This is a genomic window from Pseudoxanthomonas koreensis (assembly GCF_041890415.1).
In the GTDB taxonomy this organism is placed as follows: domain Bacteria; phylum Pseudomonadota; class Gammaproteobacteria; order Xanthomonadales; family Xanthomonadaceae; genus Pseudoxanthomonas; species Pseudoxanthomonas koreensis_A.
The window spans coordinates 1,680,724-1,705,924 of the sequence record NZ_CP169056.1; the positions used below are offsets into that span (position 1 = coordinate 1,680,724).

Below are 25,201 nucleotides of genomic sequence, written 5' to 3' on the forward strand. Positions count from 1 at the left end.
AGGCATGGTTGCCCCTGCAAAGGATGCACGCGGCTAGAATCGCGTTGGGGACACAACCGGCCGGAGCGCTGGATGATCGCGGGAATCGATCTGGGCACCACCCATTCGCTGGTGGGCCTCTATGCCAAGGAAGGTCCGGTACTGGCGGCCAACGCCCTGGGCGAGCTGCTCACTCCCAGCGTAGTGGCCGTGGACGATGACGGCACCATCCTGGTCGGCCGCGCCGCCGCCGACCGCCTGGTGGCACGGCCCGAGACGGGTGTGGCCGGCTTCAAGCGCTGGATGGGCACCGACCGGGTGACCCGGCTAGGCAACCATGCGTTCCGCCCCGAGGAGCTGTCGGCGCTGGTCCTGCGCTCACTGCTGGCCGATGCCGAGAACCACTTCGGCAGCAAGGTCGAGGAGGCAGTGATCAGCGTGCCGGCCTATTTCGGCGACGCCCAGCGCAAGGCCACCCGGATCGCCGGCGAGCTGGCCGGCATCCGGGTCGAACGCCTGGTCAACGAGCCCACCGCCGCGGCGCTGGCCTACGGCCTGCAGCAGCGCGAGCGTGGTGGCCGCTTCCTGGTGTTCGACCTGGGCGGCGGGACCTTCGACGTGTCCATCCTGGAGATGTTCGAGGGCGTGATGGAGGTCCATGCCAGCGCTGGCGACAACTACCTGGGTGGCGATGATTTCCTGGAGGTGCTGGTCAACTGTTGCCTGCACGAGCTCAGCATCACCGCACGCGACCTGGCGCCGACCGAGTCGGCCCAACTGCGACGGCGCCTGGAACTTCTCAAGCGCGAGTTGTCCCAGGCCGGGGGCGAGGCCCGCATGCGGCTGCAGCTCGGCGGTCACGAGCACGAATGGGCCATCGACGAGGCCCGCTTCGCCCGGGCCTGCGAGCCCTTGGTGCAGCGCTTGCGCGCACCGCTGGAGCGGGCGATGCGCGACGCGCGGCTCATGCCCGAGCAACTGGACGAGATCGTGCTGGTCGGTGGCGCCTCGCGCATGCCGCTGGCCGCGCGGCTGGTCTCGCGCATGTTCGGCCGGCTGCCACTGCGGCATATCAACCCGGACGAGACCGTGGCCCTGGGCGCGGTGGTGGCCTCGGGGATGAAGGCGCGCGACCAGACACTGGAGGAGATCATCCTCACCGACGTGTGCCCGCACACGCTGGGCGTGGGCACCGGCGAGCAACTGGAGGACGGCACGATCGTGCACGGGGTCTTTTCCCCGATCATCGAGCGCAATTCCACCGTCCCGGTCAGCCGCGTGCGCCGCTACCAGCCGCTGCGCGACTACCAGCAGGACGTGACCTTCCACATCTACCAGGGCGAGAGTCCGCGGGTAGAGCACAACGTCCACCTCGGCCGCATCACGGTCAAGGTGCCGCGGCTGAAGTCGGACGAGAACCCGGTCGATATCCGCTTTACCTACGACATCAACGGCCTGCTGCAGGTCGAGGCGCTGGTGGTGACCAACGGCCTTCTCCAGGAACTGGTGCTGGAACAGAACCCGGGCGTGCTCGATCCGGCGCAGGTGCGCGAACGGCTGGCCGCCCTCGCCGCACTGAAGGTGCACCCGCGCGACCAGCAGGAGAACGTGGCCCTGCTGGCCCGCGCCGAGCGGCTTTACGCCGAGGTACTGTGGGCCCGCCAGGATCTGCAGCAGGCGCTGCTGCGCTTCCGCCAGGTACTGGAAAGCCAGGAACCGTCCCTGATCCGAGAGCACCGGACCGGTTTCACCGAGATGCTCGACCGGATCGAAGCGCAGGCATGATCAGTCCGTTCGCTCTGCTCGGCCTGGACGGGGACGCCGACGAGGCCCAGGTCAAACGCGCCTATGCCAAACAGCTGCGTGCCACCCGCCCGGATGACGATCCCGCCAGCTTCCAGCGATTGAACGAGGCATACCAGGCGGCACTGCATTTCTGCCGGCTACGTGCCGATCTGGCGGGATCGCCGGAAGTCCTCGACCCCTTGAATGCGGAATCCGAGGCAGAAGTCGGGCCGGCGAGCGTCGGCCCGCGGGACGTTCCGTCGCAATCGCAGGTGCAACCCGCACCGCTTGCCGCCGGTGCGCCGACACAGGTGCCGGCGGCACCACCTCTGATCCATGAGGACCCGGCAGACACGCTCGACACGATCCTGCGGACACTCCCGTCCCTGCAGGCCCCCACATCCTGGTTGCGGACCTATGAGCCGCTGTATTCGCTGGCCCACCAACGGGCGGTGGCCAGACTGCTGGTATCGCGGCTGGAAACCGACGACACGATCACACTGCCTAACCACTGCCTGGATGCCCTGTTCGCGTTCTTCGACATCCGGCAAGGGATGCATTTCCAGCAGAAGATCGAGGCAAGAAACGCGATTCGACGCGGGAACACCACCGCTTTTGGCGAGCACAATCCCCTGCTGATCCAGCAATTCAAGCGCAAGCTGGGACCACGGAGCTTGCTACTGGCCTGCGTACCATGCATCCCAGAACGCGCCACTAGGCTCGGCATGCGCCTGCAGCATGGACTGGGCTATTGGCCCGCCGAGCTGGATGCTGCACAGATGCGACTCTTCACCTCGCTGGCACGCCCGGACTACTGGGGTGTCTGGCGCTGGGCGACCGTCGCGCTGGCAGCGCTGACGATGGGCCTTGCCTGGGGAGCGCCCCTGGCCCTGCTCAGCCTCGGCGATACTTCATGGCAGCTATACCTGCTGGTCCCCGCCGTCACCACGGGCGCACTTTTGGCCTGGCACGGATACGGCTGGTTGCAATACCTGATACGACGCGGCCAGGAATCCAATCGCTGGTTCCTGTCCCAGCTCCCGGCGAGCCTGGCTCTGGTCAGCCTGCTTCTGGGCCCCAGCATGGCTCGGGCCAGCCAGCTTCATGGCTCCGGTCTGACGGGAAACGTGGCCGCTCCCTTGGTGGCGGCCATTTCCATCACCGCGGCGTTGCTGGTCTGGCGGCTGAAGTTCACCGCGGTGCGCTTCGTCCTGGGTGGGTTCATGATCCACTCCGGGCTGCACTTGGATGGATACATCCTGTCGCCCTACGTGTTCGGTCCAGCGATGGGCCCACTCGGCCTGCTGCTGTTCGATGCCCTGTATGCCCGGACGCAGCGTATCCCGCTGGTGGCAGCAAGCGGCAACCGCTTGACCCAGGCTGCCTCGTATGTGGCGCTGTTGTGCGGCTTCGGGGCCGTGGCCGGTTCCTACAAGGTGTTCCTCGGCGCTTTGATGATTGGCTCCATCGCCATCCTGGTCTCCCGGCAGCGCTGATCACAGCGTCCGCTAGTTGCAGCCGTTGCATCCGCCGCACGACGAACCACCACCGCTACCCGGCGGTGCGATGCGTCGCGCCAGCGCACGCATCCAGGCCGGGCGGCCGTCGCGCACCAGCGGCGTGGCCACGGCCATGCGTAACCGGCGCAGGCTACCCGGGAACTGCTTGCGGACGAATACCCACAGCGCCAGCGCCACAACCAGGCCCACCAGCAGATACTGCAACCACAGGGGCAAGTGCATGGCCGCCGCCTCCATCGCGCCCTAGTCCGCGCCCAGGCGCACCGCGACCTGGTAGGTCAGCAGCGAGGCCAGGTAGGCCAGCACGAACAGGTAACCGGCGGCGATGGCCATGGTCTTCCACGAGCCGGTCTCGCGCTTGATTGCCGCCCAGGTGGCGATGCACTGCGGCGCGTAGATGAACCACACCAGCAGCGACAGGCCGGTGGCCAGCGACCAACCGTCCGAGATCAGCGGGGTGAGCGCCTGGGTGGCGGCCTCGTCGTCGACGGCCGACAGCGCGTACACGGTGGCCAGCGAGGACACGGCCACTTCGCGCGCGGCCAGGCCCGGGATCAGCGCGATGCAGATCTGCCAGTTGAAACCCAGCGGCGCGAACAGGGCCGTCATGGAGTGGCCGATGCGCCCGGCCAGGCTGTAGTCGATCGCCGGCATCGTCGCATCCGGCGGCGCGGCCGGAAACGACAGCAGCACCCACAGCAGCACCGTCAGCGCGAAGATGATCCCGCCCACGCGCTTGAGGAAGATCATGCCGCGCTCGCCCAGGCCGATCAGCAGGTCGCGCGGGTGCGGCACGCGGTAGGACGGCAGTTCCAGCATCAGCGGATGCTCGCCCTTGTCGCGGCGCCACTTCTTCATCACCCACGACACCGCCAGCGCGCTGAGGATGCCGGCCATGTACAGGCCGAACAGCACCAGCCCCTGCAGGTTGAAGCCCAGCGCGACCTCGCGTGCGGGGATGAATGCACCGATCAGCAGCGCGTACACCGGCAGCCGCGCCGAGCAGGTCATCAGCGGCGCCACCAGGATGGTGGCCAGACGGTCGCGCGGGTCCTGGATGCTGCGGGTGGCCATGATCCCCGGGATGGCGCAGGCGAAGCTGGACAGCAGCGGGATGAACGAGCGGCCGGACAGGCCGGCGCCGGCCATCATCCGGTCCAGCAGGAACGCCGCGCGCGGCAGGTAGCCCGATTCCTCCAGCGCCAGGATGAAGGCGAACAGGATCAGGATCTGCGGCAGGAACACGATGACCCCGCCCAGGCCGGCGATGATGCCATCCACCAGCAGGCTGGCCAGCGGGCCCTCGGACAGGCTGCCGCCCACCCACTCGCCCAGCGCACCGGTGCCGGCTTCGATCAGGTCCATCACCGGAGTGGCCCAGGCATAGACCGCCTGGAAGATCAGGAACATCACCAGCGCCAGGGTCAGCAACCCGAACAGCGGATGCAGCAGCCAGCGGTCCAGCAGGTCATCGATGTGCGCGGTGCGCGCCGGCATGCGCACCGCGGCATCCAGCAGGCGCCGGGTCTCGGCGTGGAGGTCGGCGCCCTCGGCCAGCGTGACCTGCGGCAGGCGCGGCTGCGCGGCCAGTTCGTCGATGCGCTCGACCAGTGCACGGGCGCCGTGGTGGCGCACCGCCACCGTCTCCACCACCGACACGCCCAGCTCGCGTTCAAGTGCAGCGCGGTCGATCTGGATGCCGCGCCGGCGCGCCGCGTCGCTCATGTTCAGGGCCACGATCACCGGCTTGCCCATCTGCAGCACTTCCAGCAAGAAGCGCAGGTGCAGGCGCAGGTTGGTGGCATCCACCACGCACACCAGCAGGTCCGGTGCGGCTTCGCCCGGATAGAAGCCGCGGCACAGGTCGCGGGTGATCGCCTCGTCCAGGCTGGCCGGGCTGAGGCTGTAGGCACCGGGGAGATCGAGCACCGCGTACTGGCGCCCGGATGGACCGCGCAGGCGGCCTTCCTTGCGCTCCACCGTCACCCCGGCGTAGTTGGCCACCTTCTGGCGGCTGCCGGTGAGCTGGTTGAACAGCGCGGTCTTGCCGCAATTGGGATTGCCCAGCAGGGCCAGGCGCAGCGGTTCGGCGCGTGCGTTCATGCCGATACCTCCCGCTCCTCCACCGGTGCCGGCGCGTGATCCTGCACCGGGACCGATGGCTGCGCCGCCGGCTGCACCGGGGTGACCAGGACCCGCGCAGCCTCCGCCCGGCGCAGCGCGAAACGGGTGTAGCCCACCTGCACCAGCAGCGGCTCGGCACCGAACGGCCCGCGGGCCACGATCCTCACTTCCTCGCCGGCAACGAAGCCCAGTTCACGCAGGCGTCGGGCGATGGGGTCGCCGGGGTGGGCGTCCTCCACGGACAGGACCAGCACGGGGGTGCGCGGCGGAGAGTCGGTCAGCGTCACGGCGATCTATTATCAAGAATTGTTCTCAATTGTAGCATCGCGCCCACCGCCCGGCCCGGCTCCGGCCAGGTGCAACGCCGCGTTGCGTCATGGTCGCAGGCTGGGCCGCGGCTATGATCGACGCACCTACCCCTTGCCCGGGTGCCCCATGCCGGAACCGCTGCTGATCGAACGCGCAGGCGCCGTCCTGCACCTGCGGATGAACCGCCCGCAGGTGCACAACGCGTTCGATCCGGCATTGATCGCCGCGCTGACCGGCGCCCTTGACGCCGCGGCCACGGACACGGGCCTGCGCGCGGTGGTGCTGTGCGGCCTGGGCCCGTCGTTCTCGGCCGGCGCCGACCTGCAGTGGATGCGCGACATGGCGCAGGCCAGCGAGACGGCCAACCGCGAGGACGCGCTGCAACTGGCCCGGCTGATGCGCACCCTGGATACCTTGCCCAAGCCGACCATCGCCAAGGTCCACGGCCCGGCCTTCGGCGGCGGCGTGGGCCTGGTGGCCTGCTGCGACATCGCCATCGGCACGCCACAGGCGCGGTTCGGCCTCACCGAGGTCCGCCTGGGGCTGCTGCCGGCGGTGATCTCGCCCTACGTGGTGGATGCCATCGGCGCACGCCAGGCGCGGCGCTGGTTCACCACCGGCGAGTCGTTCGACGCCGATACCGCGCTGCAACTGGGCCTGCTGCACCGGGTGGTGCCGGCCGACGCGCTGGACGCGGCGGTGGACGCGCAACTGGCCCTGCTCGGCCGCGCCGCGCCCGCGGCGACCGCCGCTGCCAAGGCGCTGATCCGCGCCGCCGGCGATGACCTCGATGCCGATGCCCGGGACCGCAGCAACGCCGCGCTGATCGCGCGGCTGCGGGTATCGGCCGAGGGCCAGGAAGGGCTGGGCGCCTTCCTGGAAAAGCGCACGCCGGCATGGGCCGATCCGGACATCGACGGCGGCACCGGACCCGGCGGCCAGGCATGACGGCGGCGGCGGATGCCATGGCACGGCCTGGCCTGTTCCACACGGTGCTGGTCGCCAACCGCGGCGAAATTGCCTGCCGCGTGATCCGCACCTGCCGCCGGCTGGGCATCGCCACGGTGGCGGTGTACTCCGAAGCCGATGCCGGCGCCCTGCACGTGCGCATGGCCGACCAGGCCCGCTGCATCGGCGGCGCGGCCCCGGCCGACAGCTACCTGCGCGGCGATGCGGTGATCGCCGCGGCATTGCACAGCGGCGCACAGGCGATCCACCCGGGCTACGGCTTCCTGTCGGAGAACGCGGATTTCGCCGAGGCGGTGGAGGCGGCCGGGCTGGTCTTCATCGGTCCGCGCCCGGGCTCGATGCGGCGCATGGGCAGCAAGGCCGGGGCCAAGCAACTGATGGCGCAGGCGGGGGTACCGGTGGTGCCCGGCTACACCGGCGAGGACCAGGCGCCGGACACGCTTGCGCACGAGGCCGCGCGCACCGGCTTCCCGCTGATGATCAAGGCCGCCCACGGCGGCGGCGGCAAGGGCATGCGCGTGGTCCATCGCGCCGGGGCCTTCGCCGAGGCATTGGAGAGCTGCCGGCGCGAAGCGCGCAACGCCTTCGGTCGCGACCGGGTGTTGCTGGAGCGCTACCTGCCCCGGCCGCGGCATATCGAAGTGCAGGTGTTCGGCGACAGCCACGGCAACCTGGTCCACCTGGGCGAGCGCGAGTGCTCGGCCCAGCGGCGTTACCAGAAGGTGCTGGAGGAATCGCCCTCGCCCTACCCTACCGCGCCGCTGCGCCAGGCCATGGCCCGGGCCGCAGTGGATGCCGCGCGCGCGATCGACTACGTCAACGCCGGCACCGTGGAGTTCATCGTCGATGCCGACGGCACGTTCTACTTCATGGAGATCAACACCCGGCTGCAGGTCGAACATCCGGTCACCGAGATGGTCACCGGCCTGGACCTGGTGGAATGGCAATTGCGGGTGGCCGCCGGCCAGCCGTTGCCACTTACACAGGACGACATCCGCAGCCGCGGCCATGCCATCGAGGTGCGCCTGTACGCGGAGGATCCGGATGCCGGCTTCCTGCCTGCCTCCGGCCACCTGCGGGCGCTGGAGGTGCCCGGCGCCACGCCACAGGTCCGCATCGACGCGGGGGTCGAGGCCGGCGACACGGTCACCGTGTTCTACGACCCGATGATCGCCAAGCTCGTCGTCCACGCCGACGACCGTGCGCAGGCCCTGGCCCTGCTGCGCCAGTCACTGGCCCAGTGCCACGTGGCCGGGCCGAAGACCAACCTGGCGTTCCTGGAGGCACTGGCACGGCACCCGGCCGTGGTCGAAGGCCGGATCGACACCGGCTACCTGGACCGGCACCTGGATGAGTTCCTTGACCCTGGCGCGCCGGCGCAATCCACGCTGCTCGCCGCCGGCGCCACGGCCTGGCTGCTGCGCACGCAGGACCTCACCCACGCCAGCACCGGTGATCCCCATTCGCCGTGGGCATTGGCCGACGGCTGGCGACTGCATGGCCGTGCCGCGCGCCAGCTCCGGCTGCAGGTGGGTGAGACCGTCCACAGCCTGGCGGCACGCGGCCACGGCAACCAATGGCAGCTGGCGATCGACGACGCCGCGCCGCTGGACATTACCCACGCCCGCCTCACCGGCACCCGCCTGGACCTGTGCATCGATGGTCGCGCGCGCCGGCTGGCAGTGCGCTTCGACGGCCAGGCGCTGGAACTGCACGACGGCCAGCGGCGCGTGTGGATGCACCTGCTGCCGCCGGAGCAGGCCGGCGCCGGCACCGATGCGACCGGCGATGGCCGGGTACTGGCACCGATGCCGGGCAGGATTGCCATGCTCCAGGTCCAGCCAGGCCAGGTGGTGGCGGCCGGCGAGCCGCTGCTGGTGATGGAGGCCATGAAAATGGAGCTGGCGATCAAGGCGCCTCACCCGGGCACGGTGGCGGCACTGCACGCGGCCGTCGGCGACTTCGTCGAGGCCGACGCGTTGCTGGCCGTGGTCACACCGGCACCGCATGCGGACGGCACGCCGTGAGCGACTTCGTGCGCGTGGTCGAGGTTGCGCCCCGCGACGGGCTGCAGAACGAGGCCACGCCGGTGGCCACCGCCGACAAGATCGCGCTGGTGGACCGGCTCTCGGCCACCGGTCTGCGCAGCATCGAGGCCACCAGTTTCGTCAGCCCGCGCTGGGTGCCGCAACTGGCCGACGCCGCCGAGGTGATGGCCGGCATCGCCCGCCTCCCCGGCGTGTCGTATCCGGTGCTGGTCCCCAACGAACAGGGCTATGCGCGCGCCCGCGCCGCCGGCGCCACCGAGGTGGCGGTGTTCACAGCCGCATCCGAGGCCTTCGTCCAGCGCAACATCAACACCACCATCGACGCGTCGATCGAACGCTTCGCCCCGGTAATGGCGCGTGCCGCCAGCGACGGCGTGCGCGTGCGCGGCTACGTCTCCACCGTGCTCGGCTGCCCCTACCAGGGCGCGGTGCCGCTGGCCGACGTGGTGCGGGTGGCGCGCCGGCTGCACGCGCTGGGCTGCGACGAAATCTCGCTGGGCGACACCATCGGCGTAGGCACCCCGCGCCGGGCCCGGGAGATGCTGCTGGCAGTGGCCGCCGAGGTACCGATCGCGGCCCTGGCGGTGCATTTCCACGACACCTACGGGCAGGCACTGGCCAACGTGGCCGCCTGCGTCGAGGCGGGCGTGCGTGTGGCCGATGCGGCGGTGGCCGGCACCGGCGGCTGTCCGTATGCGCGCGGTGCCAGCGGCAACCTGGCCAGCGAGGACCTGGTGTACATGCTGCACGGCATGGGCATCGGCACCGGCGTGGACCTGGAGGCACTTGCAGCCACCGGCCGATGGCTCTGCGAGCGCCTGGGCCGTGCCAACGGAAGCAAGGTCGGCCAGGCCATGGCCGGCGCCTGAGCGACCTGCGGGACGCGCCGGCCCGCAAGCATCAGCGCCGCCGTGCGCCGGGGGTCAACCGGGCAGCGCGGCGATCGCGGCCTTGAGCAGCTCGCCGAGGACCTTGACCCCGGCGTCGATCTTCTCCCCCGGCACGGTCACGAACGACAGCCGCAGGGTGTTGGTGCGCGGCTCGATCGCATAGAACGGCGCACCCGGCACGAAGGCCACGTTGCGCTCCACCGCCTCTGCCAGCAGCGCGCCGGTGTCCAGGCCTTCGGGCAGCTCGACCCAGATGAACATGCCGCCCTCGGGACGGTTCCAGCGCGCCTGCGCGGGGAACTCCCGCGCCAGCGCGGCCAGCATCCGCTCGCACTGCTGTGCGTAGAGGCTGCGGATGGTGGGGATGTGGGTGTCGAGGAAGCCGTCCTGCACCGCTTCGTGGACCACGTACTGCGAGAACGACGGGGTATGCAGGTCGGCGGCCTGCTTGGCCTGGACCAGCTTGGCGTACACCGGCTCGGGTGCCACCACGTAGCCCAGGCGCAGGCCCGGGGCCAGCACCTTGGAAAACGAGCCCATGTACACCACGCCGTCGGGATTCATCGACAGCAGCGACGGCAGGGCTTCTCCGCCGTAGGACAGCTCGCCGTAGGGGTCGTCCTCCAGCAGCGGCACCCCTGCCTCGGCGGCCAGCGCCACCAGCGCCTGGCGACGTGCCAGCGGCATCCTGCGCCCGGTCGGGTTCTGGAAGTTGGGCAGGCAGTACAGGAAGCGCGCACCGGCCAGGCCATCGGCGTCCAGCGCATCGGTGACGATACCCTGCGCATCGCCCGGCAGGGCCTCGAAGCGCGGCGAAAACAGCGAGAACGCCTGCAGCGCGCCCAGGTAACTGGGGGTTTCCACCAGCACCTTGCTGCCCTCGTCGACCAGGACCTTCCCCAGCAGGTCCAGGCCCTGCTGGGAGCCGGTGGTGACCAGCACCCGCGAGGCCGGGATCGGCGCGCCGGGGCGGCTGAGCCGCTCGGCGATCCACTCGCGCAATGGGCCGTAGCCCTCGGTGGGCCCGTACTGCAGGGCCGCGTGCGGCGCGTCGCGCAGCACCTTTTCGGTGGCCTGGCGCATGCGCTCCACCGGAAAGGTGGCCGGCGACGGCAGCCCGCCGGCAAACGAGATGACCTCGGGTCGCTCGGTGACCTTGAGGATCTCGCGAATGGCAGAGCTGTTCAGCGCCCGGGCGCGCCCGGACAGGACGAATTGGGTAGGCATGGGGCGCATTGTACGGTCCCGCCCGGGGCCCGCCACCAAACTTTCACACTGATTCAACGTCCTTTTACCGCGCAACGGAAACAATCGGTTCCCGTGCACGCTCTCCAGGAGACCGCCATGTCCTTCCGCCAGTTCCCGGCCGTCGGCGACGACGGCAATTCCTACGTGATCATCGAGTTCCACGACGAGCGCGACGGCGAAGTCTCGTTGCGCTACGAGCTTGCAGACGGCCAGCGCCTGGTCCGCAAGGACAAGCGCTTTTCCAATGCCGATGGCACCCTGGTACTGACCTCGGCCTGAGTGGCGGCGCGGTAGCGGTTACGGGTTTCCGAGAACCCTGCCCAGCCCCTCGCCGTCGATCTGGCTGGCGGCCGCGCGCAGCGTTTCCACGTCCGCGTCGGCCTCAAAGCCGATCCGGAAGTGCACTTCGCCGGCCGGGGTGCGCGAGGAGTGGATCGAGGTCAGGCTGATCCCGTGCTGCTCGAACACGTTCAGCAGGCTGCGCAGCGAGCCGGGGCGATCGGCCGGCAGGTGCACGCTCAGGCACCGGGTCTCGGTCAGGTCGGCCAGCAGGTAGCCGACCCGCTCGAAGGTGTAGCTGCCGTCGGCCATCGCCGGCTCGCCCCAGGCCTGGCGGTTGTCTTCCAGGTAATGGCTGCGGAACTCGCTGCGCGCCGCCTCGTCGCCACGCTCCACCAGCCGCTGCAGGCGCCCGATCTGCGCGGCCAGGCGCGCGAGCATCTCGCCGGTGTGCGGGTTGCAGAACTGGATGTCCTCGTAGATCTCGGGGTTGAGCGAGAGGATCCGCGCGATCACCGCCGCATCCATCTCGAAGCCGATAGAGCGGTACGGCATCAGTGCGGACGGGCCGCCCAGTTCGTCGGCAAAGCTGCGCAGCACCCCCGCCTGGCCAAGCGCCGACGCATGGACCATGGCCTGCACCAGCGCCATCACCCGATCGTGGCGCTCCGGCGCGGCGTGCACGTATTCGCCCTGCAGTGCGTCCAGCAAGGTGTGCAGCCATGGCCGCCAGTGCTGCAGGCGCGCCTCGCACACCACCACCACCCGGCCGCGCAGGGTCGGCGTCTTCAACGGCGCGGTCATCGGGTGCAGGCCCACGACCTCGGCCTGCGAGGCCAGCATCGCCTCCACCGGCATCTGCTTGAGCGAGGTGATGTCCAGCCACAGGCGCCTGCGCTCGCGTCCGGCCGAGCGCGCCACATAGTCGGCGATCAACGCCGGGGTGTGCCGGATCGGGGTGGCGAACACCAGTACCTGGGCGCGATCCAGCAAGGCCTCGGGCAGGTCGCTGGCCGGGTCGGCCGGGTCATGGCCGAGCACCTGCAGGCCCATGCGCTGCTCGAAGAAGCGGCGCAGCCAGCGGCCGTAGGCGCCCGCGCTGCCGACGATGCCGACCACCGGCCGGGCAGCCGTGCGCGCATCGGCCGCGTTCAAAGCGCCACCGCCGGGAAACGCGCAGGACCATCGGCCAGCGCCGCGGCGGGAGCAGCCAGCACGTCCAGTTCTTCCCAGCCATGGGCCAGGGTCGATTCCAGCGCTGCATGCACCCCCGCCAGCGCGCGCTCGGCCGCACGCGGCGGTGCCTCGCCACGCAGCAGGAACGCGGCCACCAGCGCGGCCAGCACGTCTCCGGTGCCGGCCACGTCCAGGTCCAGGTGCGGCGAGCACAACCTCCATGCCTGGTGGTGGCCGACCAGCAGGGCGACCAGGCCCTCGCCGACCACGCTGTGTGCGAGCACCCACTCCGGCCCGCGCTGGAGCAGGATCCGCGCCGCGACCAGGGCATCGGCCTCGCGCAGCGCCGGATGCCCGCTCAGGCGCTCCAGTTCGAATGCATTGGGCGTGACCATCCACGCCAGCGGCAGCAGCCGGCGCGCAAACACGTCCTCCAGGCCAGGCTCCACGTAGGCGCCGGTATGGGTGTCGCCGATCACCGGATCGAGCAGATAGCGCGGCATGGTGCCGGCGGCATGGCAGGCCTCCAGCCAGTCGGCGAAGGCTTCGCCGTTAGCCACGCTGCCGAAATAGCCCGACACCAGCATCCGCGCGCGCGCGCTCACGGCGCGCTCGTCCAGGCCATGCAGCAGATCAGCCAGCCAGTCGGCCGGCAGCACCTTGCCGCGCATGCTCGGATAGAAGGGGGTGTTGCTGAGCAGCGTGGTCGGCACTTCGGCCACGCGCACGCCCAGCATGCGCAGCACCGGGACAGCGGCGCTGTTGCCGGCGTGGCCATAGGCCAGCTGCGACTGCACCGACACCAGGTCCACCGGCGTGGGCCCCGACGGGCGGTTGCCGCGCTCGTGGACCAGGCGGCTTTCCAGGGTCTGGCTCATGCGTTCGGCGAAGTCACGGGGCTGAGCATGCTAGCGCGTCGTGCCATTGCCGGCGCGCAGCGTTTCAGGTGGAACTGTCATCGGCATCGCCGCCACTGTCCTGGAGAAACCGGTGCAATGGTGGATGCCGGCGCGTGGCGCGGTTGATCGCGGCCTGGCGCAGCCAGTGCGCGGGCGTCAGGACGAGGTCATCCGGCCCCAGAAGGATTTCACCCCATCGAGGAAGGTGGCCGAGCGCGGCGAATGCCGGCGGCCTTCGTCACCGCTGAACGTGGCTTCGAACTTCTCCAGCAGGTCGCGCTGCTCGGCGGTGAGGTTGACCGGCGTCTCCACCGCCACCCTGCAGTACAGGTCGCCGGGGTTGCGGCTGCGCACCGAGCGCACGCCCTTGCCGCGCAGGCGGAATACCTTGCCGGCCTGGGTCTCGGCGGGAACGCGGATCTCCGCCTCGCCGTCGAGGGTCGGCACGTTGACCGTATCGCCCAGGGCCGCCTGCGAAATGCGGATCGGCACCTCGCAGTGCAGGTCATCGCCGTCGCGCCGGAAGATCGCGTGCTCGCGCACCCGCACTTCCACGTACAGGTCGCCAGGCGGCGTGCCCGGAGGCCCGGCCTCGCCCTCGCCCTGCAGGCGGATGCGGTCGCCGCTGTCCACCCCCGCGGGGATCTTCACCGACAGCACCTTCTCGTCCTCGATCCGGCCCGCCCCATGGCAGCCCTTGCACGGATTGCGGATCACCTGGCCGCGGCCGCCGCATTCCGGGCACGCCTGCTGCATGGTGAAGATGCCGCGCTGGAAGCGCACCTGGCCGCGGCCGCCGCAGGTCGCGCAAGCTTCGACCTTGCCATCCTCCGAACCGCTGCCGTGGCATCCGTCGCACTCGGCAAGGGTGGGGATCTCGATCCGCTTCTCGGTGCCGGCGACGGCCTCTTCCAGGTCCAGCTCCATCACGTAGCCGATGTCGGCACCGCGTCGTGCCGCGCGCGCGCCGCCGGCGCCACCGAAGATGGTGCCGAAGATGTCGCCGAAGATGTCGCCCATGTCCGGGCCGCCACTGCCGCCCCCCATGCCCTGCTCGAACGCGGCATGGCCATGGGTGTCGTAGGCGCGGCGCTTGGCCGCGTCGGACAGTACCTCGTAGGCCTCCTTGCATTCCTTGAAGGATGCCTCGGCCGCCGCGTCACCCGGGTTGCGGTCGGGGTGGTACTTCATCGCGCAGCGGCGATAGGCCTTCTTCAGCTCTTCGTCGCTGGCGGTGCGTTGCACGCCGAGCACTTCGTAGTAGTCGCGTTTCATCTGGCCGGATCGTGGTTCTGGGGTGGGGATGCGCCGCAGCGCGGGAGGCGTGCCTGGACCGTACACGGAAAGGCGGAGCCGCAGCCCCGCCCTTCCGCGTCACCCCGGATCACGCATCCCGGTTCTTGTCGTCCTTGACCTCGGTGAACTCGGCATCGACCACGTCGTCCTGCGCGCCGCCCGGGGCCGCACCGGCGCCATCGGCATCCGCCTGCGCGCCGGCTGCCGCTGCAGCCGCGTACAGCGACTGCCCGGCCTCCTCCACCGCCTTGGCCTTGGCCTCGATCTGGGCCTTGTCGTCGCCCTTGAGCGCGGTCTCCAGCTCGGCCAGCGCGCCCTCGACCCGGCCGATGACGTCGCCCGGCACCTTGCTGCCGTGCTCGGCCACCGCGCTGCGGGTCGCGTGGACCAGGCCGTCGGCCTGGTTGCGAGCCTGGACCAGGTCGTGGAACTTCTTGTCCTCCTCGCGGTTGGCCTCGGCGTCGGCCACCATCCGCGCGATCTCGTCCTCGCTCAGGCCCGAGCCGGCCTTGATCTCGACCTTCTGCTCCTTGCCGGTCTTCTTGTCCCTGGCCGACACGTGCAGGATGCCGTTGGCGTCGATGTCGAAGCTCACTTCCACCTGCGGCATGCCGCGCGGTGCCGAGTCGATGCCGGTCAGGTCGAACTTGGCCAGCGACTTGTTGAAGCGGGCCTGTTCACGCTCGCCCTGCAGCACGTGCACGGTCACCGCCGACTGGTTGTCCTCGGCGGTGGAGAACACCTGCGAGGCCTTGGTCGGGATGGTGGTGTTCTTCTCGATGATCTTGGTCATCACCCCGCCCAGGGTCTCGATGCCCAGGCTCAGCGGGGTCACGTCCAGCAGCAGCACGTCCTTGACGTCGCCGGCCAGCACGCCGCCCTGGATCGCCGCGCCCATGGCCACGGCCTCGTCCGGGTTGACGTCCTTGCGCGGCTCCTTGCCGAAGAACTCGGCCACGGCCGCCTGCACCTTGGGCATGCGGGTCTGGCCGCCGACCAGGATCACCTCGCCGATGTCGCTGGCGCGCAGGCCGGCGTCCTTCAGCGCGATCCGGCACGGCTCGATCGAGCGCTTGACCAGCTCATCGACCAGGGCTTCCAGCTTGGCCCGGGTCAGCTTGATGGCCAGGTGCTTGGGGCCGCTGGCATCGGCGGTGATGTACGGCAGGTTGACCTCGGTCTGCTGCGCGGACGACAGCTCGATCTTGGCGCGCTCGGCGGCGTCCTTCAGGCGCTGCAGGGCCAGCGGATCCTTGCGCAGGTCGATGCCCTGGTCCTTCTGGAACTCCTCGACCAGGTAGTCGATGACGCGCGCGTCGAAGTCCTCGCCGCCCAGGAAGGTGTCGCCGTTGGTGGCCAGCACCTCGAACTGCTTCTCGCCATCGACCTCGGCGATTTCGATGATCGACACGTCGAAGGTGCCGCCGCCCAGGTCGTACACGACGATCTTGCGGTCACCGCCGGCCTTGTCCAGGCCATAGGCCAGGGCCGCGGCGGTGGGCTCGTTGATGATCCGCTTGACGTCCAGGCCGGCGATGCGGCCGGCATCCTTGGTGGCCTGGCGCTGGCTGTCGTTGAAGTACGCCGGCACGGTGATCACCGCCTCGGTGACCGTCTCGCCCAGGTAGGCCTCGGCGGTCTTCTTCATCTTCTCCAGGGTCTGCGCGGAGATTTCCTGCGGGGCCATCCTGCGGCCGTCCGCGGTGGCTACCCAGGCATCGCCGTTGTCGTGCTGGTTGATCGCGTACGGCACCAGGCCCAGGTCCTTCTGGACCTCGGCATCGGTGAACTTGCGGCCGATCAGGCGCTTGACCGCGTAAAAGGTGTTCTTGGGGTTGGTGACGGCCTGGCGCTTGGCCGGCGCACCGACCAGCACTTCGCCGTCCTTGGTGTAGGCGACGATGGACGGGGTGGTGCGATCGCCCTCGGCGTTTTCGATCACGCGGGCCTTGCCGCCATCCATGATCGCCACGCACGAGTTGGTCGTGCCCAGGTCGATGCCGATGATCTTGCTCATGTGTGGGTGCTCCCTCGGGGAATGTGGTGTGGCCGCCTGATGCATCGGCCTTGAGCGCTAGATGAGGTCGCGCCGGCGGCGTTCAAGGGTCGCGGCGCGTGTCGATTCAGTCGTGGCGGGCCACCACCACCAGCGCCGGCCGCAGCAGGCGCTCGTTCAGGCGGTATCCCTTCTGGAACACCTGGACCACGCTGCCCGGGGCGGCCTGGCCCGGGTCGGCCTGGCTGATGGCCTGGTGCAGCTCCGGGTCGAACGGCTGGCCCAGCGGGTCGACCACGGCCAGGCCATGGTCGCCGGCTACTTTCAGCAACTGGCGGTAGGTGAGGTCAAGGCCTTCCTTGAGCGGGCCGTCGTGCCCGTTGGCCGCGGCCAGCCCGGCGTCCAGGCTGTCGAACACCGGCAGCAGTTCGCCCAGCAGGCGCTCGTTGGCGAACTTGCGTGCACTTTCGATGTCGCGGGCCACGCGCTTGCGCTGGTTCTCCAGGTCGGCGCGCTCGCGCAGCGAGTCCATGCGCAACTGCTCGATCTCCGCGCGCAGCGCTTCGATCTCGTCGCGCAGCTGGGACTCGAGCACGGGCTCGTCGTCGTGGCCGGGGGAAGGGGTTTCGTTGTGGGTCATCACGCATCGGCTCCGTGGCGGCGCTCCCGGCCGCCCATCCCGCCCCCTATGGGGATCGCCCCGCAGTGATTCAAGTCGGCGGGCGTTCGCCTCCCGGGGGGCGCAGGGCCTCGCCAAGCAGGTCGGCGGCGGCCTGGACCACCGGGATCACCCGGTCATAGGCCATCCGGGTCGGCCCGATCACCCCCAGCACGCCCAGCACGTGGCCGTCGGCGGCATACGGCGCGGTGACCAGGGAAACTCCGTCCAGCGGCGCCAGCCCGGTCTCCTCGCCGATGAAGATGCGCACCCCCGGCGCACGCTGGGTGCGTTCGAGCAGTTGCAGGATCTCGCGCTTGCGGGCGAACGCCTCGAACAGCTCGCGCAGGCGCTCCACATCGGACAGGTCCTGCAAGCCCATCAGCCGGGTCTGCCCGGCCAGGACCATGTCGTCGCCCGGCGGCTCCAGCGCCTGCTCGGCCAGGTCCACCGACTGGGCCAGCAGCTGCGCCATCTCGTCGCGGGCCTGGCGCAGCTCGTGCAGCAGGGTGGCGCGGATCTGCGCCAGCGGCCGCCCGGCGCAATGGGTGTTGAGGTAGTTGGCGACCCGCTCCAGTTCTGCCGGATCGAAGCTGCGCTGCGGCTCCACCACCCGGTTCTGCACCTCGCCATCGGCAAACACCACGATGGCCAGGATCCGGCGGCCGTCCAGCGGCACGAAGTCGATCTGGCGGAACGCGAACTGCTCGCGCCGCGGCGCGCTGACCACGCCCACGAAGCGGGTCATCGCCGACAGCAGCTCCGAAGCATTGCCCAGCAGCGCCTGGGTACCGGCACCGGCGTTGAGCTCGGCGCGCAGGCGGGCGACCTCGCGCTCGCCCAGCGAGCGCACCTGCAACAGGCTGTCCACGAACACCCGGTAGCCCTGCGCGGTGGGCACCCGCCCGGCCGACGTATGCGGCGAACTGAGCAGCCCGCTGTCCTCCAGGTCGGCCAGGATGTTGCGGATGGTGGCCGGGCTCACGTCCAGTCCGGCGTGCCGGGCCAGGGTCTGCGAGCCAACCGGCTCGCCATCGCGGATGTAACGGCCGATAAGCGCCCGCAACAGCTGCCGCGCACGGGGGTCCAGCGGCGGCAGGGCGGTGTTCATGAGTCGATATAGATAGCCCTACGCGGCCATCGCCGCAAGCCGGCCGCATCGTTCCCGTCGCGCGGCCTGCGACGCGGCGCGGCCAGCATCCGGCCACGCGCCCGCCCCTACAATACGCCCATGCTCACCCACCTGACCCTCAAGGACTTCGCCGTGGTCCGCGCCGCCGAACTGGAGTTCGGGCCGGGCATGACCGTGATCTCGGGCGAGACCGGCGCCGGCAAGTCGCTGCTGGTGGACGCGCTGGGATTCCTGTCCGGCCAGCGCGCCGACAGCGGCGTGGTGCGGCACGGAGCCGCACGTGCCGAACTGTCGGCCGAGTTCGTGCCGGGTGCCGGCGCCGCGGCGCTGGCGTGGCTGCAGGCCAACGAGCTGGACGAGGATGGCCAGTGCCAGTTGCGCCGGGTGATCCGCGCCGACGGCGGCTCGCGCGCCTGGATCAACGGCCGTCCCGCCACCCTGGCCCAATTGACCGAGCTGGCCGGCCTGCTGGTGGAAATCCACGGCCAGCATGAGCACCAGTCCCTGCTGTCGCGCGCCAGCCAGCTGGCGCTGCTGGATGCGCATGCCGGCAACGAGGCTGCGTGCGCGGCGGTGCGCCAGGCTGCTGCCGCCTGGCAGGTGCTGTCGGGCGAACGCGAACAACTGCTGGCCCGCGGCGATGTCGGCGACCGCATCGGCTGGCTGCAGCACCAGCTCGACGAACTGGAGCGCGAGGACCTGGAGCCGGCGGCGCTGGCCGAACTGGATGCCGCCCATCGCCGCCATGCCCACGCCGCCAGCCTGATCGCCACCTGCGACGAGGCCCTGGCCGGCCTCGGCGGCGAGGATGCACCCTCGGTGACCCGCCAGTTGCAGCAGATCCGCACCCAACTGGCGCGCGCAGCTGGGCACGAACCTCGCCTGGGCGAGGTCGACGCCCTGCTGGAGGGCGCTGGCCTGCAACTGGAGGAGGCGCTGGTCCAGCTTGACCGGGTCCGCGCCGACCTGGACCTGGACCCGGCCCGCCTGGAACTGCTGGAGCGGCGCCTGGGACGGATCCACGACCTGGCGCGCAAGCACCGGCTGAGCCCTTCGGAGCTGGCCACGCATCGTGACGGCATCGCCACCGAGCTGGCCGCCCTGCACGACGCCGACGCGCGACTGGAGCGGCTGGACGCCGAGATCGACGCCGCCGCAGCCACCTGGCGCCAGGCCGCTGCCGCCCTCAGCGCCACCCGCGCGCAGGCGGCGCAGGCGCTGTCGGCAGCCACGTCCGCATTGATCGCCGAGCTGGGCATGGGTGGCGGCAGCTTCGAAGTCGGGCTGGAACCGGCACCCGGCGGCGACGGGCGCCCCGATCCGCTGGGCGCCGAACGGGTCGAGTTCCTGGTCGCCGCCAACGCCGGGCAGCCACCGCGGCCGCTGCGCAAGGTCGCCTCGGGCGGCGAACTGTCACGCATCTCGCTGGCCATCGAGGTCGCCGCGCTGGGCTCGGACGCAGTTCCCACCATGGTGTTCGACGAGGTCGACTCGGGCATCGGCGGCGCGGTGGCCGAGATTGTCGGCCGCAAGCTGCGTGCGCTGGGCCGTGCCCGCCAGGTGCTGTGCGTGACCCACTTGCCGCAGGTCGCCGCGCAGGGCCATGCGCATTACCGGGTCAGCAAGGCACCGGTCGAAGGCATCACCCGCAGTTCGGTGGAACGGCTGGACCCGGAAGGGCGCGAGGCCGAGCTGGCGCGCATGCTGGGCGGCGTGGCGATCGGGCCGGAGGCCCATGCCGCCGCCCGGCGCCTGCTGGACGGCGCCATCGATCACGACGTGGATGCGCCCGGCCAGCCACGCGGCACGCGCCGGCGCGGTGGCGCGCGCTGAGGCAGCAGGCGTTTTCCGGCGCGGTCAGCGGCGCTTCTTGCGCACGTACAGCACCAGCGAATGCTCTTCCAGCTCGTAGCCGTGCTGGGCGGCGATTTCGCGCTGCAGCTTTTCGATCTCGGCGCTTTCGAACTCGATGATCCTGCCGGTGTCCACGTCGACCATGTGGTCGTGGTGGCCGCCGCGGTCCAGTTCGTACATCGCCTGGCCGCCCTCGAAGTTGTGCTTGAGCACCAGGCCGGCCGCTTCGAACTGGGTGAGCACCCGGTACACGGTGGCCAGGCCGATCTCATCGCCGCGGTCGAGCAGCTGGCGGTAGATGTCCTCGGCGGTCATGTGGTGTTCGGGCTTGTGCTGCTCCAGCAACTGCAGGATGCGCATCCGCGGGTGCGTCACCTTGAGGCCGACGCGACGCAGTTCATTCGATTCCATGGGCACTCCTCCATTCACTTCCGGTTGCCGCAGCCCCGCATGGGGACACCGGCATCGCGCCACGGCGCCGCTGGGTTTGGCCTTGGCGGCCGCGTACTGCAGGCGGCCGCGGGAGGCGCCGGGAGTGTATCATCGGGCCACTCCCCGTCTCCCTCGCCCGCATGCCCAGCTTTCGTCGCCTGCTGCTGATCGCCCCCCTTACGCTCGCCGTTGCCGGCTGCGGTGTCCTGTACAAGCAACCCATCTACCAGGGCAACCTGATGGAGAAGGAAGCGGTGGACCAGTTGCGTCCCGGGTTGAGCAAGCAGCAGGTCGCCGGCCTGCTCGGCACGCCCTCGCTGACCGACCCGTTCCACGCCCAGCGCTGGGACTATGCGTCCAGCCAGCGCATCAACCGCCGTGGCACGGTCGAGATCAAGACCCTGACCCTGTATTTCGAGAACGATGAACTGGCGCGCTGGGAAGGCGACTACTTCCCCGAGCAGGACGCGGAACTTGCCCGCAACTCGCTGCGCCAGTTCGGCCCGAACCTGGCCAAGGACAAGGACAAGCCGCGTCGCTGAGTTCAGCGTGCGCGGGTTGCCGCGCGCCTGCGCCGCGCCTCTTTCGGGTCGACCTGCAACGGCCTGAGCAGCTCCACCCGGTCACCATCGCACAGCGGTTGCGCGGGCTGCGCGCCGATCCCGAACACCGCATAGCCGGCCACCGGCGCCGCCGCCAGCCCGGCCAGGCGCACCGCATCGGCCACCGTGGCGCCCTCTTCCAGCAGCAACTCGCGCTGCAGGTGCCGGTGCGGCCAGGCAGCCACCACCTGTACCCGCAGCATCGTCATTGGCCCCGGTCGGCCACGCGCACGAAGTCATCGACCATGCGGTCGGCCAGCCCCTGGAAGCCCAGCGTGAACACCGGCCCGAGCAGGCGCGAGGACGGTTCGAAATCCAGGGTCAGGGTCACCTTGCACGCCGATTCGTCCAGCCGGTCGAAGGTCCACACCCCGTGCAGGCGCTTGAACGGGCCGTCGCGCAGTTGCATGTCGATCCGCGCCGGGCGCTCCAGGCGGTTCTCGGTGGTGAACCAGGTGCGCAATGCGCCCAGTCCGAGATCCAGCCGCGCCAGCACCCTGTCCTCGTCCTGCTCCAGCACCTGGGCGTCCTCGCACCAGGAGAACCGGCCCGGATAAGCGGCCACGTCGTTGACCAGGTCGAACATGCGGGAGGCCGGATGCGCGACCAGGGCGCTGCGCTGGATGCTTGGCATGGAGCGGAATACGTCTGCGGGCGCGCGAATTGGGAGACAATGGGCCGATGAGCAAGAAGCCCGCCCATGATAAGGCAAAGACCAAGGCGAAGGCCGGACCGACCCAGCGCACGATCGCGCTGAACAAGCGCGCGCGCTACGAATACCACCTGGTGGACCGGTTCGAGGCCGGGCTGGCGCTGCAGGGCTGGGAGGTCAAGGCGATCCGTGGCGGACGCGCCAACCTCACCGACGGTTACGCCTACGTCCAGGATGGCGAGATCTACCTGATCGGCGCCCAGATCACCCCGCTGATCCAGGCCTCCACCCACGTGGTGGCCAATGACCGCCGCACCCGCAAGCTGCTGCTGCACCGGCACGAGATCGACAAGCTGATCGGCCGGGTCGAGCGCGACGGCTACACCCTGGTGCCCACCGCGATGTACTGGAGCGGCAACAAGGTCAAGCTGGAGATTGCCCTGGCCAAGGGCAAGAAGGAGCACGACAAGCGCGACACCGCCAAGGATCGCGACTGGCAACGCGAGAAGCAGCGGGCCATGCGCCACCGCAACAAGGACGCCTGATCCGGAAGGACGCTGCTCCGGCGGCGCGCGCCTACTGCCTGTGGCGCTGCGCCAGCACCTGCACTGCATCGGCCAGCGACAACCCGCGCGAATGCAGCAGCACCACCAGGTGATAGATCAGGTCGGCCGACTCGCCCAGCAGTTGTTCGTCGTTCTGGGCGACGCCGGCCAGCGCCGTTTCCACGCCCTCCTCGCCCACCTTCTGCGCGATGCGGCGCACCCCGGCCTCGAACAGGCGCGTGGTGTAGCTGCCTTCCGGGCGCTGGCTGGCGCGCACGGCGACCAGCGCGTCCAGCTCGGCGAGGAAGCCGACTTCGCCATGCGGCACCGCGGTGGCCGACACCGCCGGTGCGGACGGGAAGCAGCTTGCGCGCTGCAGGTGGCAGGTCGGGCCACGTGGCCGGGCCAGCACCAGCAACGCGTCGCTGTCGCAATCGGCCTGCATGCCCACCAGTTCCAGCACATGGCCGGAGCTCTCGCCCTTGGTCCACAGCCGCTGCTTGCTGCGGCTGAAGAACGTGACCAGCCCGGTGCCCTGGGTCACGCGCAGCGCTTCGCGGTCCATGTAGCCGACCATCAGCACGCGCAGGCTGTCCGCATCCTGGACGATTGCCGGCAGCAGGCCATCGGTCTTGTCCCAGTCCAGCGACTCGGCGGACACCTGGCCGATGGCGGCATTCGGGCTGGGGCTAGACATGACGCACCTCGATCTGGCGCTCCCGCAGGAAACGCTTGAGTTCCGGAATGGGGATGGCGCCGCTGTGGAACACGCTGGCGGCCAGCGCACCGTCCACGTCGGCCTGTTCGAACACGTCGGCAAAGTGCGCCATCTCGCCCGCACCCCCGGACGCCACCAGTGGCACCCGGCACAGCGCACGCGCCTGGCGCAGCTGTTCCACGTCGTAACCGCGACGCACGCCGTCGTTGTCCATGCAGTTGAGCACGATCTCGCCCGCGCCCAGGCGCTGGGCCTCGGCAATCCAGTCCAGGGTGCGCGCGCCCGGGGCGCGGGTGCGGGTGGGATCGCCGGTATTGGTGCGCACCCGCCACTGGCCGTCGTCCTCGCGGATCGAATCGATGCCCACCACCACGCATTGCACGCCGAAGGCGTCGGCCAGCTCGGACACCAGCGCCGGCCGCTCCAGCGCCGGCGAGTTGACCGAGATCTTGTCGGCGCCGGCATGCAGCACGCGACGCGCGGTTTCCACCTCGCGGATGCCACCGGCCACGCAGAACGGAATGTCGATCAGGCGCGCCACCCGCTCCACCCAGGCGTAATCCACCGAGCGCCCTTCCGGGCTGGCGCCGATGTCGTAGAACACCAGTTCGTCGGCGCCCTGGTCGCGGTAACGCAGGGCCAGCTCGACGATGTCACCCATGTCCACGTGGTCGCGGAAGCGCACGCCCTTGACCACGCGCCCGTCGCGCACGTCCAGGCACGGGATGATGCGCCGGCTCAGCATGGTGCGCCCTGCTCTTCGGCCAGCGCGTCGGCCAGCGCCAGGCGGCCCTCGAGCAGGGCGCGGCCGAGCACCGCGCCGGCGCAGCCCGCCTCGCGCGCGCCGCGCACGTCGGCCGCGTCACGCACGCCGCCCGAGGCCTGCACCGCCACACCCGGGGCACGCCCGCGCAGGTGTGCGTACAGCTCCAGGTTGGGGCCGGACAGCATGCCGTCGCGGGCGATGTCGGTGCACAGCAGGTGGCGCAGGCCGGCATCGAGGTAACGCGGCAGCAGCTCATCCAGGGTGGCGCCCGCATCCTCGGTCCAGCCGTGCACCGGCAACTTCCACACGCCGGCCGCGTCCTGGCGCGTATCCAGCGCCACGGTGATCCGCTCGCCGCCGAACTCGGCCAGCCAGGCAGTCACTGCCTCCGGTTCGCGCACCGCAAGCGACCCGACCACGACCCGTGCCGCTCCGGCATCGAGGATCCGGGCCACGTCATCGCGCGAGCGCACGCCGCCACCGGTCTGCACCTGCAGGCCGGTCTGGCCTGCGATGTCGCCCAGCAGCGGACCCAGGGTGTAGCCGCCGGCCTTGGCCGCATCCAGGTCGACCAGGTGCATCCAGCGTGCACCGGCGCTGGCAAAGGCAGCCGCACGCGGCAACGGATCATCGCCGTACTGCGTCTCGCGCGCATAGTCGCCCTGGGCCAGCCGCACGACACGGCCGCCGCGGATGTCCAGTGCGGGATAGAGCGTGAATACACCCATCAGAATTCCATCTCCAGGAAGTTGCGGAGGATGCGCGCGCCGGTGGTGGCCGAGCGCTCGGGGTGGAACTGGGCGCCGCAGTGGCGGCCATGCTGGACCACCGCGGTAAACAGGCCGCCGTGGTCGCTGGCGGCAACCGTGTCGGCAGTCAGCGGTGCGGCATAGCTGTGCACGAAGTAGGCGCTGGCGCCCTCGCCCACGCCATCGAGCAGCGGCGAAGGACGCATTTGACGCAGCACGTTCCAGCCCATGTGCGGCACCCGGATACCCGGCGCCGCAGGCAGCTTGCGCACCGTCCCCGACACCAGGCCCAGGCATTCGACATCGCCTTCCTGCGAGTGCTCGTACAGCAGTTGCATGCCCAGGCAGATGCCCAGCAGCGGTGCCTGCAGTGCGCGCAACGGCTGCACCAGCCCCTGCGCATGCAGCCGGCGCATGGCCTCGGGGGCGGCACCGACGCCGGGCAGGATCACCCGGCCGGCACCTTCCAGCCCGGCCGCGTCGGCCACCACGCGCGGCTGCACGCCCAGGCGTTCGAGTGCATAGCAGACCGAGCCCAGGTTGGCCCCGCCGGCGTCGATCACCGCGACATCCAG

The 25,201-nt window shown here is 70.3% G+C and carries 26 protein-coding genes; 9 read left to right on the plus strand and 17 right to left on the minus strand.

All coding sequences use genetic code 11. The features are described from left to right. The first annotated feature begins 72 nt into the window (after window positions 1–72). Both ACEJ41_RS07650 and ACEJ41_RS07655 read left to right on the plus strand, forming a co-directional pair. On the plus strand, window positions 73–1,764 hold the full coding sequence (locus ACEJ41_RS07650) for an Hsp70 family protein (protein WP_374011701.1): 1,692 nt from the start codon (window positions 73–75) through the stop codon (window positions 1,762–1,764). Beyond that, window positions 1,761–3,260 carry a J domain-containing protein gene (locus ACEJ41_RS07655; protein ID WP_374011702.1) on the plus strand — a complete coding sequence of 500 codons (1,500 nt, stop codon included), beginning with the start codon at window positions 1,761–1,763 and terminating at the stop codon, window positions 3,258–3,260. Before ACEJ41_RS07650 ends, ACEJ41_RS07655 begins: the two co-directional genes overlap by 4 nt. Window positions 3,261–3,272: 12 nt before the next feature. Here the strand turns inward: ACEJ41_RS07655 and ACEJ41_RS07660 are convergent, their stop codons facing one another. From ACEJ41_RS07660 to ACEJ41_RS07670, 3 genes are read right to left on the minus strand one after another with little or no spacing between them, the layout of a single operon-like run. Then, entirely contained in the window at window positions 3,273–3,506 is a 234-nt protein-coding gene (locus tag ACEJ41_RS07660) for a DUF6587 family protein (protein WP_374011703.1), read from the minus strand. Window positions 3,507–3,527: 21 nt separating this feature from the next. Next, window positions 3,528–5,387: a ferrous iron transporter B gene (locus ACEJ41_RS07665; RefSeq protein WP_374011704.1), complete on the minus strand. Its 1,860-nt coding sequence runs from the start codon at window positions 5,385–5,387 to the stop codon at window positions 3,528–3,530. Next, window positions 5,384–5,695 (minus strand): ferrous iron transport protein A, encoded by a 312-nt coding sequence (locus tag ACEJ41_RS07670; RefSeq protein ID WP_374011705.1) that lies wholly within the window; start codon window positions 5,693–5,695, stop codon window positions 5,384–5,386. Before ACEJ41_RS07670 ends, ACEJ41_RS07665 begins: the two co-directional genes overlap by 4 nt. A 148-nt stretch (window positions 5,696–5,843) precedes the next feature. On the opposite strand from ACEJ41_RS07670, the gene ACEJ41_RS07675 reads away from it, so the two are divergent. From ACEJ41_RS07675 to ACEJ41_RS07685, 3 genes are read left to right on the plus strand one after another with little or no spacing between them, the layout of a single operon-like run. Next, complete coding sequence (locus tag ACEJ41_RS07675; RefSeq protein ID WP_374011706.1) at window positions 5,844–6,665, plus strand: enoyl-CoA hydratase-related protein; 822 nt, start codon at window positions 5,844–5,846, stop codon at window positions 6,663–6,665. Window positions 6,666–6,682: 17 nt separating this feature from the next. Next, entirely contained in the window at window positions 6,683–8,713 is a 2,031-nt protein-coding gene (locus ACEJ41_RS07680) for a biotin carboxylase N-terminal domain-containing protein (RefSeq protein ID WP_374011707.1), read from the plus strand. Beyond that, on the plus strand, window positions 8,710–9,603 hold the full coding sequence (locus ACEJ41_RS07685; protein WP_374011708.1) for a hydroxymethylglutaryl-CoA lyase: 894 nt from the start codon (window positions 8,710–8,712) through the stop codon (window positions 9,601–9,603). The genes ACEJ41_RS07680 and ACEJ41_RS07685 overlap by 4 nt, the downstream gene beginning before the upstream one ends. Before the next feature lie 54 nt (window positions 9,604–9,657). Here the strand turns inward: ACEJ41_RS07685 and ACEJ41_RS07690 are convergent, their stop codons facing one another. Further along, complete coding sequence (locus tag ACEJ41_RS07690; protein WP_374011709.1) at window positions 9,658–10,851, minus strand: PLP-dependent aminotransferase family protein; 1,194 nt, start codon at window positions 10,849–10,851, stop codon at window positions 9,658–9,660. Window positions 10,852–10,968: 117 nt separating this feature from the next. Here ACEJ41_RS07690 and ACEJ41_RS07695 point away from each other — a divergent pair, with 117 nt between their 5' ends. Next, window positions 10,969–11,151, plus strand: a complete 183-nt coding sequence (locus ACEJ41_RS07695) for a hypothetical protein (RefSeq protein ID WP_374011710.1) — start codon at window positions 10,969–10,971, stop codon at window positions 11,149–11,151. 18 nt (window positions 11,152–11,169) lie between these two features. Here the strand turns inward: ACEJ41_RS07695 and ACEJ41_RS07700 are convergent, their stop codons facing one another. From ACEJ41_RS07700 to hrcA, 6 genes are all read right to left on the minus strand, one after another. After that, a complete protein-coding gene (locus ACEJ41_RS07700) occupies window positions 11,170–12,306 on the minus strand; it encodes a prephenate dehydrogenase (RefSeq protein WP_374011711.1) in 1,137 nt (378 codons plus the stop codon). After that, entirely contained in the window at window positions 12,303–13,205 is a 903-nt protein-coding gene (gene pdxY, locus ACEJ41_RS07705) for a pyridoxal kinase (protein WP_374011712.1), read from the minus strand. Before pdxY ends, ACEJ41_RS07700 begins: the two co-directional genes overlap by 4 nt. 177 nt (window positions 13,206–13,382) lie before the next feature. Then, window positions 13,383–14,501, minus strand: a complete 1,119-nt coding sequence (gene dnaJ / locus ACEJ41_RS07710) for a molecular chaperone DnaJ (RefSeq protein WP_374011713.1) — start codon at window positions 14,499–14,501, stop codon at window positions 13,383–13,385. Window positions 14,502–14,610: 109 nt separating this feature from the next. Continuing rightward, window positions 14,611–16,539 carry a molecular chaperone DnaK gene (gene dnaK, locus ACEJ41_RS07715; RefSeq protein ID WP_374011714.1) on the minus strand — a complete coding sequence of 643 codons (1,929 nt, stop codon included), beginning with the start codon at window positions 16,537–16,539 and terminating at the stop codon, window positions 14,611–14,613. 106 nt (window positions 16,540–16,645) lie between these two features. Continuing rightward, window positions 16,646–17,158, minus strand: a complete 513-nt coding sequence (grpE, locus tag ACEJ41_RS07720) for a nucleotide exchange factor GrpE (RefSeq protein WP_374011715.1) — start codon at window positions 17,156–17,158, stop codon at window positions 16,646–16,648. Between the two features lie 70 nt (window positions 17,159–17,228). Then, a complete protein-coding gene (gene hrcA, locus ACEJ41_RS07725) occupies window positions 17,229–18,287 on the minus strand; it encodes a heat-inducible transcriptional repressor HrcA (RefSeq protein ID WP_374011716.1) in 1,059 nt (352 codons plus the stop codon). A gap of 120 nt (window positions 18,288–18,407) precedes the next feature. Between hrcA and recN the strand changes: the two genes are divergently transcribed. Next, window positions 18,408–20,141 (plus strand): DNA repair protein RecN, encoded by a 1,734-nt coding sequence (gene recN / locus ACEJ41_RS07730; RefSeq protein ID WP_374011717.1) that lies wholly within the window; start codon window positions 18,408–18,410, stop codon window positions 20,139–20,141. A gap of 24 nt (window positions 20,142–20,165) precedes the next feature. Here recN and fur read toward each other — a convergent pair whose 3' ends face one another. Continuing rightward, window positions 20,166–20,573, minus strand: a complete 408-nt coding sequence (gene fur / locus ACEJ41_RS07735; RefSeq protein WP_374011718.1) for a ferric iron uptake transcriptional regulator — start codon at window positions 20,571–20,573, stop codon at window positions 20,166–20,168. A 161-nt stretch (window positions 20,574–20,734) separates the two neighbouring features. Here fur and ACEJ41_RS07740 point away from each other — a divergent pair, with 161 nt between their 5' ends. After that, entirely contained in the window at window positions 20,735–21,136 is a 402-nt protein-coding gene (locus ACEJ41_RS07740) for an outer membrane protein assembly factor BamE (protein WP_374011719.1), read from the plus strand. Between the two features lie 2 nt (window positions 21,137–21,138). Here the strand turns inward: ACEJ41_RS07740 and ACEJ41_RS07745 are convergent, their stop codons facing one another. Continuing rightward, complete coding sequence (locus ACEJ41_RS07745) at window positions 21,139–21,399, minus strand: RnfH family protein (RefSeq protein WP_374014093.1); 261 nt, start codon at window positions 21,397–21,399, stop codon at window positions 21,139–21,141. 2 nt (window positions 21,400–21,401) lie between these two features. After that, a complete protein-coding gene (locus tag ACEJ41_RS07750; RefSeq protein WP_374011720.1) occupies window positions 21,402–21,830 on the minus strand; it encodes a type II toxin-antitoxin system RatA family toxin in 429 nt (142 codons plus the stop codon). A 47-nt stretch (window positions 21,831–21,877) separates the two neighbouring features. Here ACEJ41_RS07750 and smpB point away from each other — a divergent pair, with 47 nt between their 5' ends. After that, complete coding sequence (smpB, locus tag ACEJ41_RS07755) at window positions 21,878–22,393, plus strand: SsrA-binding protein SmpB (RefSeq protein WP_374011721.1); 516 nt, start codon at window positions 21,878–21,880, stop codon at window positions 22,391–22,393. A gap of 31 nt (window positions 22,394–22,424) precedes the next feature. Here the strand turns inward: smpB and hisIE are convergent, their stop codons facing one another. The 4 genes from hisIE to hisH are packed head-to-tail and all read right to left on the minus strand — an operon-like array spanning window position 22,425 to window position 25,201. Next, window positions 22,425–23,090: a bifunctional phosphoribosyl-AMP cyclohydrolase/phosphoribosyl-ATP diphosphatase HisIE gene (gene hisIE, locus ACEJ41_RS07760; RefSeq protein ID WP_374011722.1), complete on the minus strand. Its 666-nt coding sequence runs from the start codon at window positions 23,088–23,090 to the stop codon at window positions 22,425–22,427. Continuing rightward, window positions 23,083–23,856 carry an imidazole glycerol phosphate synthase subunit HisF gene (gene hisF, locus ACEJ41_RS07765; protein WP_374011723.1) on the minus strand — a complete coding sequence of 258 codons (774 nt, stop codon included), beginning with the start codon at window positions 23,854–23,856 and terminating at the stop codon, window positions 23,083–23,085. Before hisF ends, hisIE begins: the two co-directional genes overlap by 8 nt. Then, the gene (gene hisA, locus ACEJ41_RS07770; protein ID WP_374011724.1) at window positions 23,850–24,605 is read right to left on the minus strand and encodes a 1-(5-phosphoribosyl)-5-[(5-phosphoribosylamino)methylideneamino]imidazole-4-carboxamide isomerase; all 756 of its coding nucleotides are present in this window, start codon (window positions 24,603–24,605) and stop codon (window positions 23,850–23,852) included. Before hisA ends, hisF begins: the two co-directional genes overlap by 7 nt. Then, a complete protein-coding gene (hisH, locus tag ACEJ41_RS07775) occupies window positions 24,605–25,201 on the minus strand; it encodes an imidazole glycerol phosphate synthase subunit HisH (RefSeq protein WP_374014094.1) in 597 nt (198 codons plus the stop codon). The genes hisA and hisH overlap by 1 nt, the downstream gene beginning before the upstream one ends.

Excerpts from the sequence above, each read along its gene's own strand:
- ACEJ41_RS07740 (WP_374011719.1), top strand. The coding sequence starts at position 20,735 with ATGCCCAGCTTTCGTCGCCTGCTGCTGATCGCCCCCCTTACGCTCGCC.
- dnaK (WP_374011714.1), bottom strand. The coding sequence starts at position 16,539 with ATGAGCAAGATCATCGGCATCGACCTGGGCACGACCAACTCGTGCGTG.
- pdxY (WP_374011712.1), bottom strand. The coding sequence starts at position 13,205 with ATGAGCCAGACCCTGGAAAGCCGCCTGGTCCACGAGCGCGGCAACCGC.
- ACEJ41_RS07650 (WP_374011701.1), top strand. The coding sequence starts at position 73 with ATGATCGCGGGAATCGATCTGGGCACCACCCATTCGCTGGTGGGCCTC.
- ACEJ41_RS07660 (WP_374011703.1), bottom strand. The coding sequence starts at position 3,506 with ATGCACTTGCCCCTGTGGTTGCAGTATCTGCTGGTGGGCCTGGTTGTG.
- ACEJ41_RS07665 (WP_374011704.1), bottom strand. The coding sequence starts at position 5,387 with ATGAACGCACGCGCCGAACCGCTGCGCCTGGCCCTGCTGGGCAATCCC.
- ACEJ41_RS07695 (WP_374011710.1), top strand. The coding sequence starts at position 10,969 with ATGTCCTTCCGCCAGTTCCCGGCCGTCGGCGACGACGGCAATTCCTAC.
- fur (WP_374011718.1), bottom strand. The coding sequence starts at position 20,573 with ATGGAATCGAATGAACTGCGTCGCGTCGGCCTCAAGGTGACGCACCCG.
- ACEJ41_RS07745 (WP_374014093.1), bottom strand. The coding sequence starts at position 21,399 with ATGCTGCGGGTACAGGTGGTGGCTGCCTGGCCGCACCGGCACCTGCAG.
- dnaJ (WP_374011713.1), bottom strand. The coding sequence starts at position 14,501 with ATGAAACGCGACTACTACGAAGTGCTCGGCGTGCAACGCACCGCCAGC.
- hisF (WP_374011723.1), bottom strand. The coding sequence starts at position 23,856 with ATGCTGAGCCGGCGCATCATCCCGTGCCTGGACGTGCGCGACGGGCGC.
- hrcA (WP_374011716.1), bottom strand. The coding sequence starts at position 18,287 with ATGAACACCGCCCTGCCGCCGCTGGACCCCCGTGCGCGGCAGCTGTTG.
- ACEJ41_RS07750 (WP_374011720.1), bottom strand. The coding sequence starts at position 21,830 with ATGCCAAGCATCCAGCGCAGCGCCCTGGTCGCGCATCCGGCCTCCCGC.
- ACEJ41_RS07680 (WP_374011707.1), top strand. The coding sequence starts at position 6,683 with ATGGCACGGCCTGGCCTGTTCCACACGGTGCTGGTCGCCAACCGCGGC.
- grpE (WP_374011715.1), bottom strand. The coding sequence starts at position 17,158 with ATGACCCACAACGAAACCCCTTCCCCCGGCCACGACGACGAGCCCGTG.
- smpB (WP_374011721.1), top strand. The coding sequence starts at position 21,878 with ATGAGCAAGAAGCCCGCCCATGATAAGGCAAAGACCAAGGCGAAGGCC.
- ACEJ41_RS07675 (WP_374011706.1), top strand. The coding sequence starts at position 5,844 with ATGCCGGAACCGCTGCTGATCGAACGCGCAGGCGCCGTCCTGCACCTG.
- ACEJ41_RS07690 (WP_374011709.1), bottom strand. The coding sequence starts at position 10,851 with ATGCCTACCCAATTCGTCCTGTCCGGGCGCGCCCGGGCGCTGAACAGC.
- recN (WP_374011717.1), top strand. The coding sequence starts at position 18,408 with ATGCTCACCCACCTGACCCTCAAGGACTTCGCCGTGGTCCGCGCCGCC.
- hisA (WP_374011724.1), bottom strand. The coding sequence starts at position 24,605 with ATGGGTGTATTCACGCTCTATCCCGCACTGGACATCCGCGGCGGCCGT.
- ACEJ41_RS07655 (WP_374011702.1), top strand. The coding sequence starts at position 1,761 with ATGATCAGTCCGTTCGCTCTGCTCGGCCTGGACGGGGACGCCGACGAG.
- hisIE (WP_374011722.1), bottom strand. The coding sequence starts at position 23,090 with ATGTCTAGCCCCAGCCCGAATGCCGCCATCGGCCAGGTGTCCGCCGAG.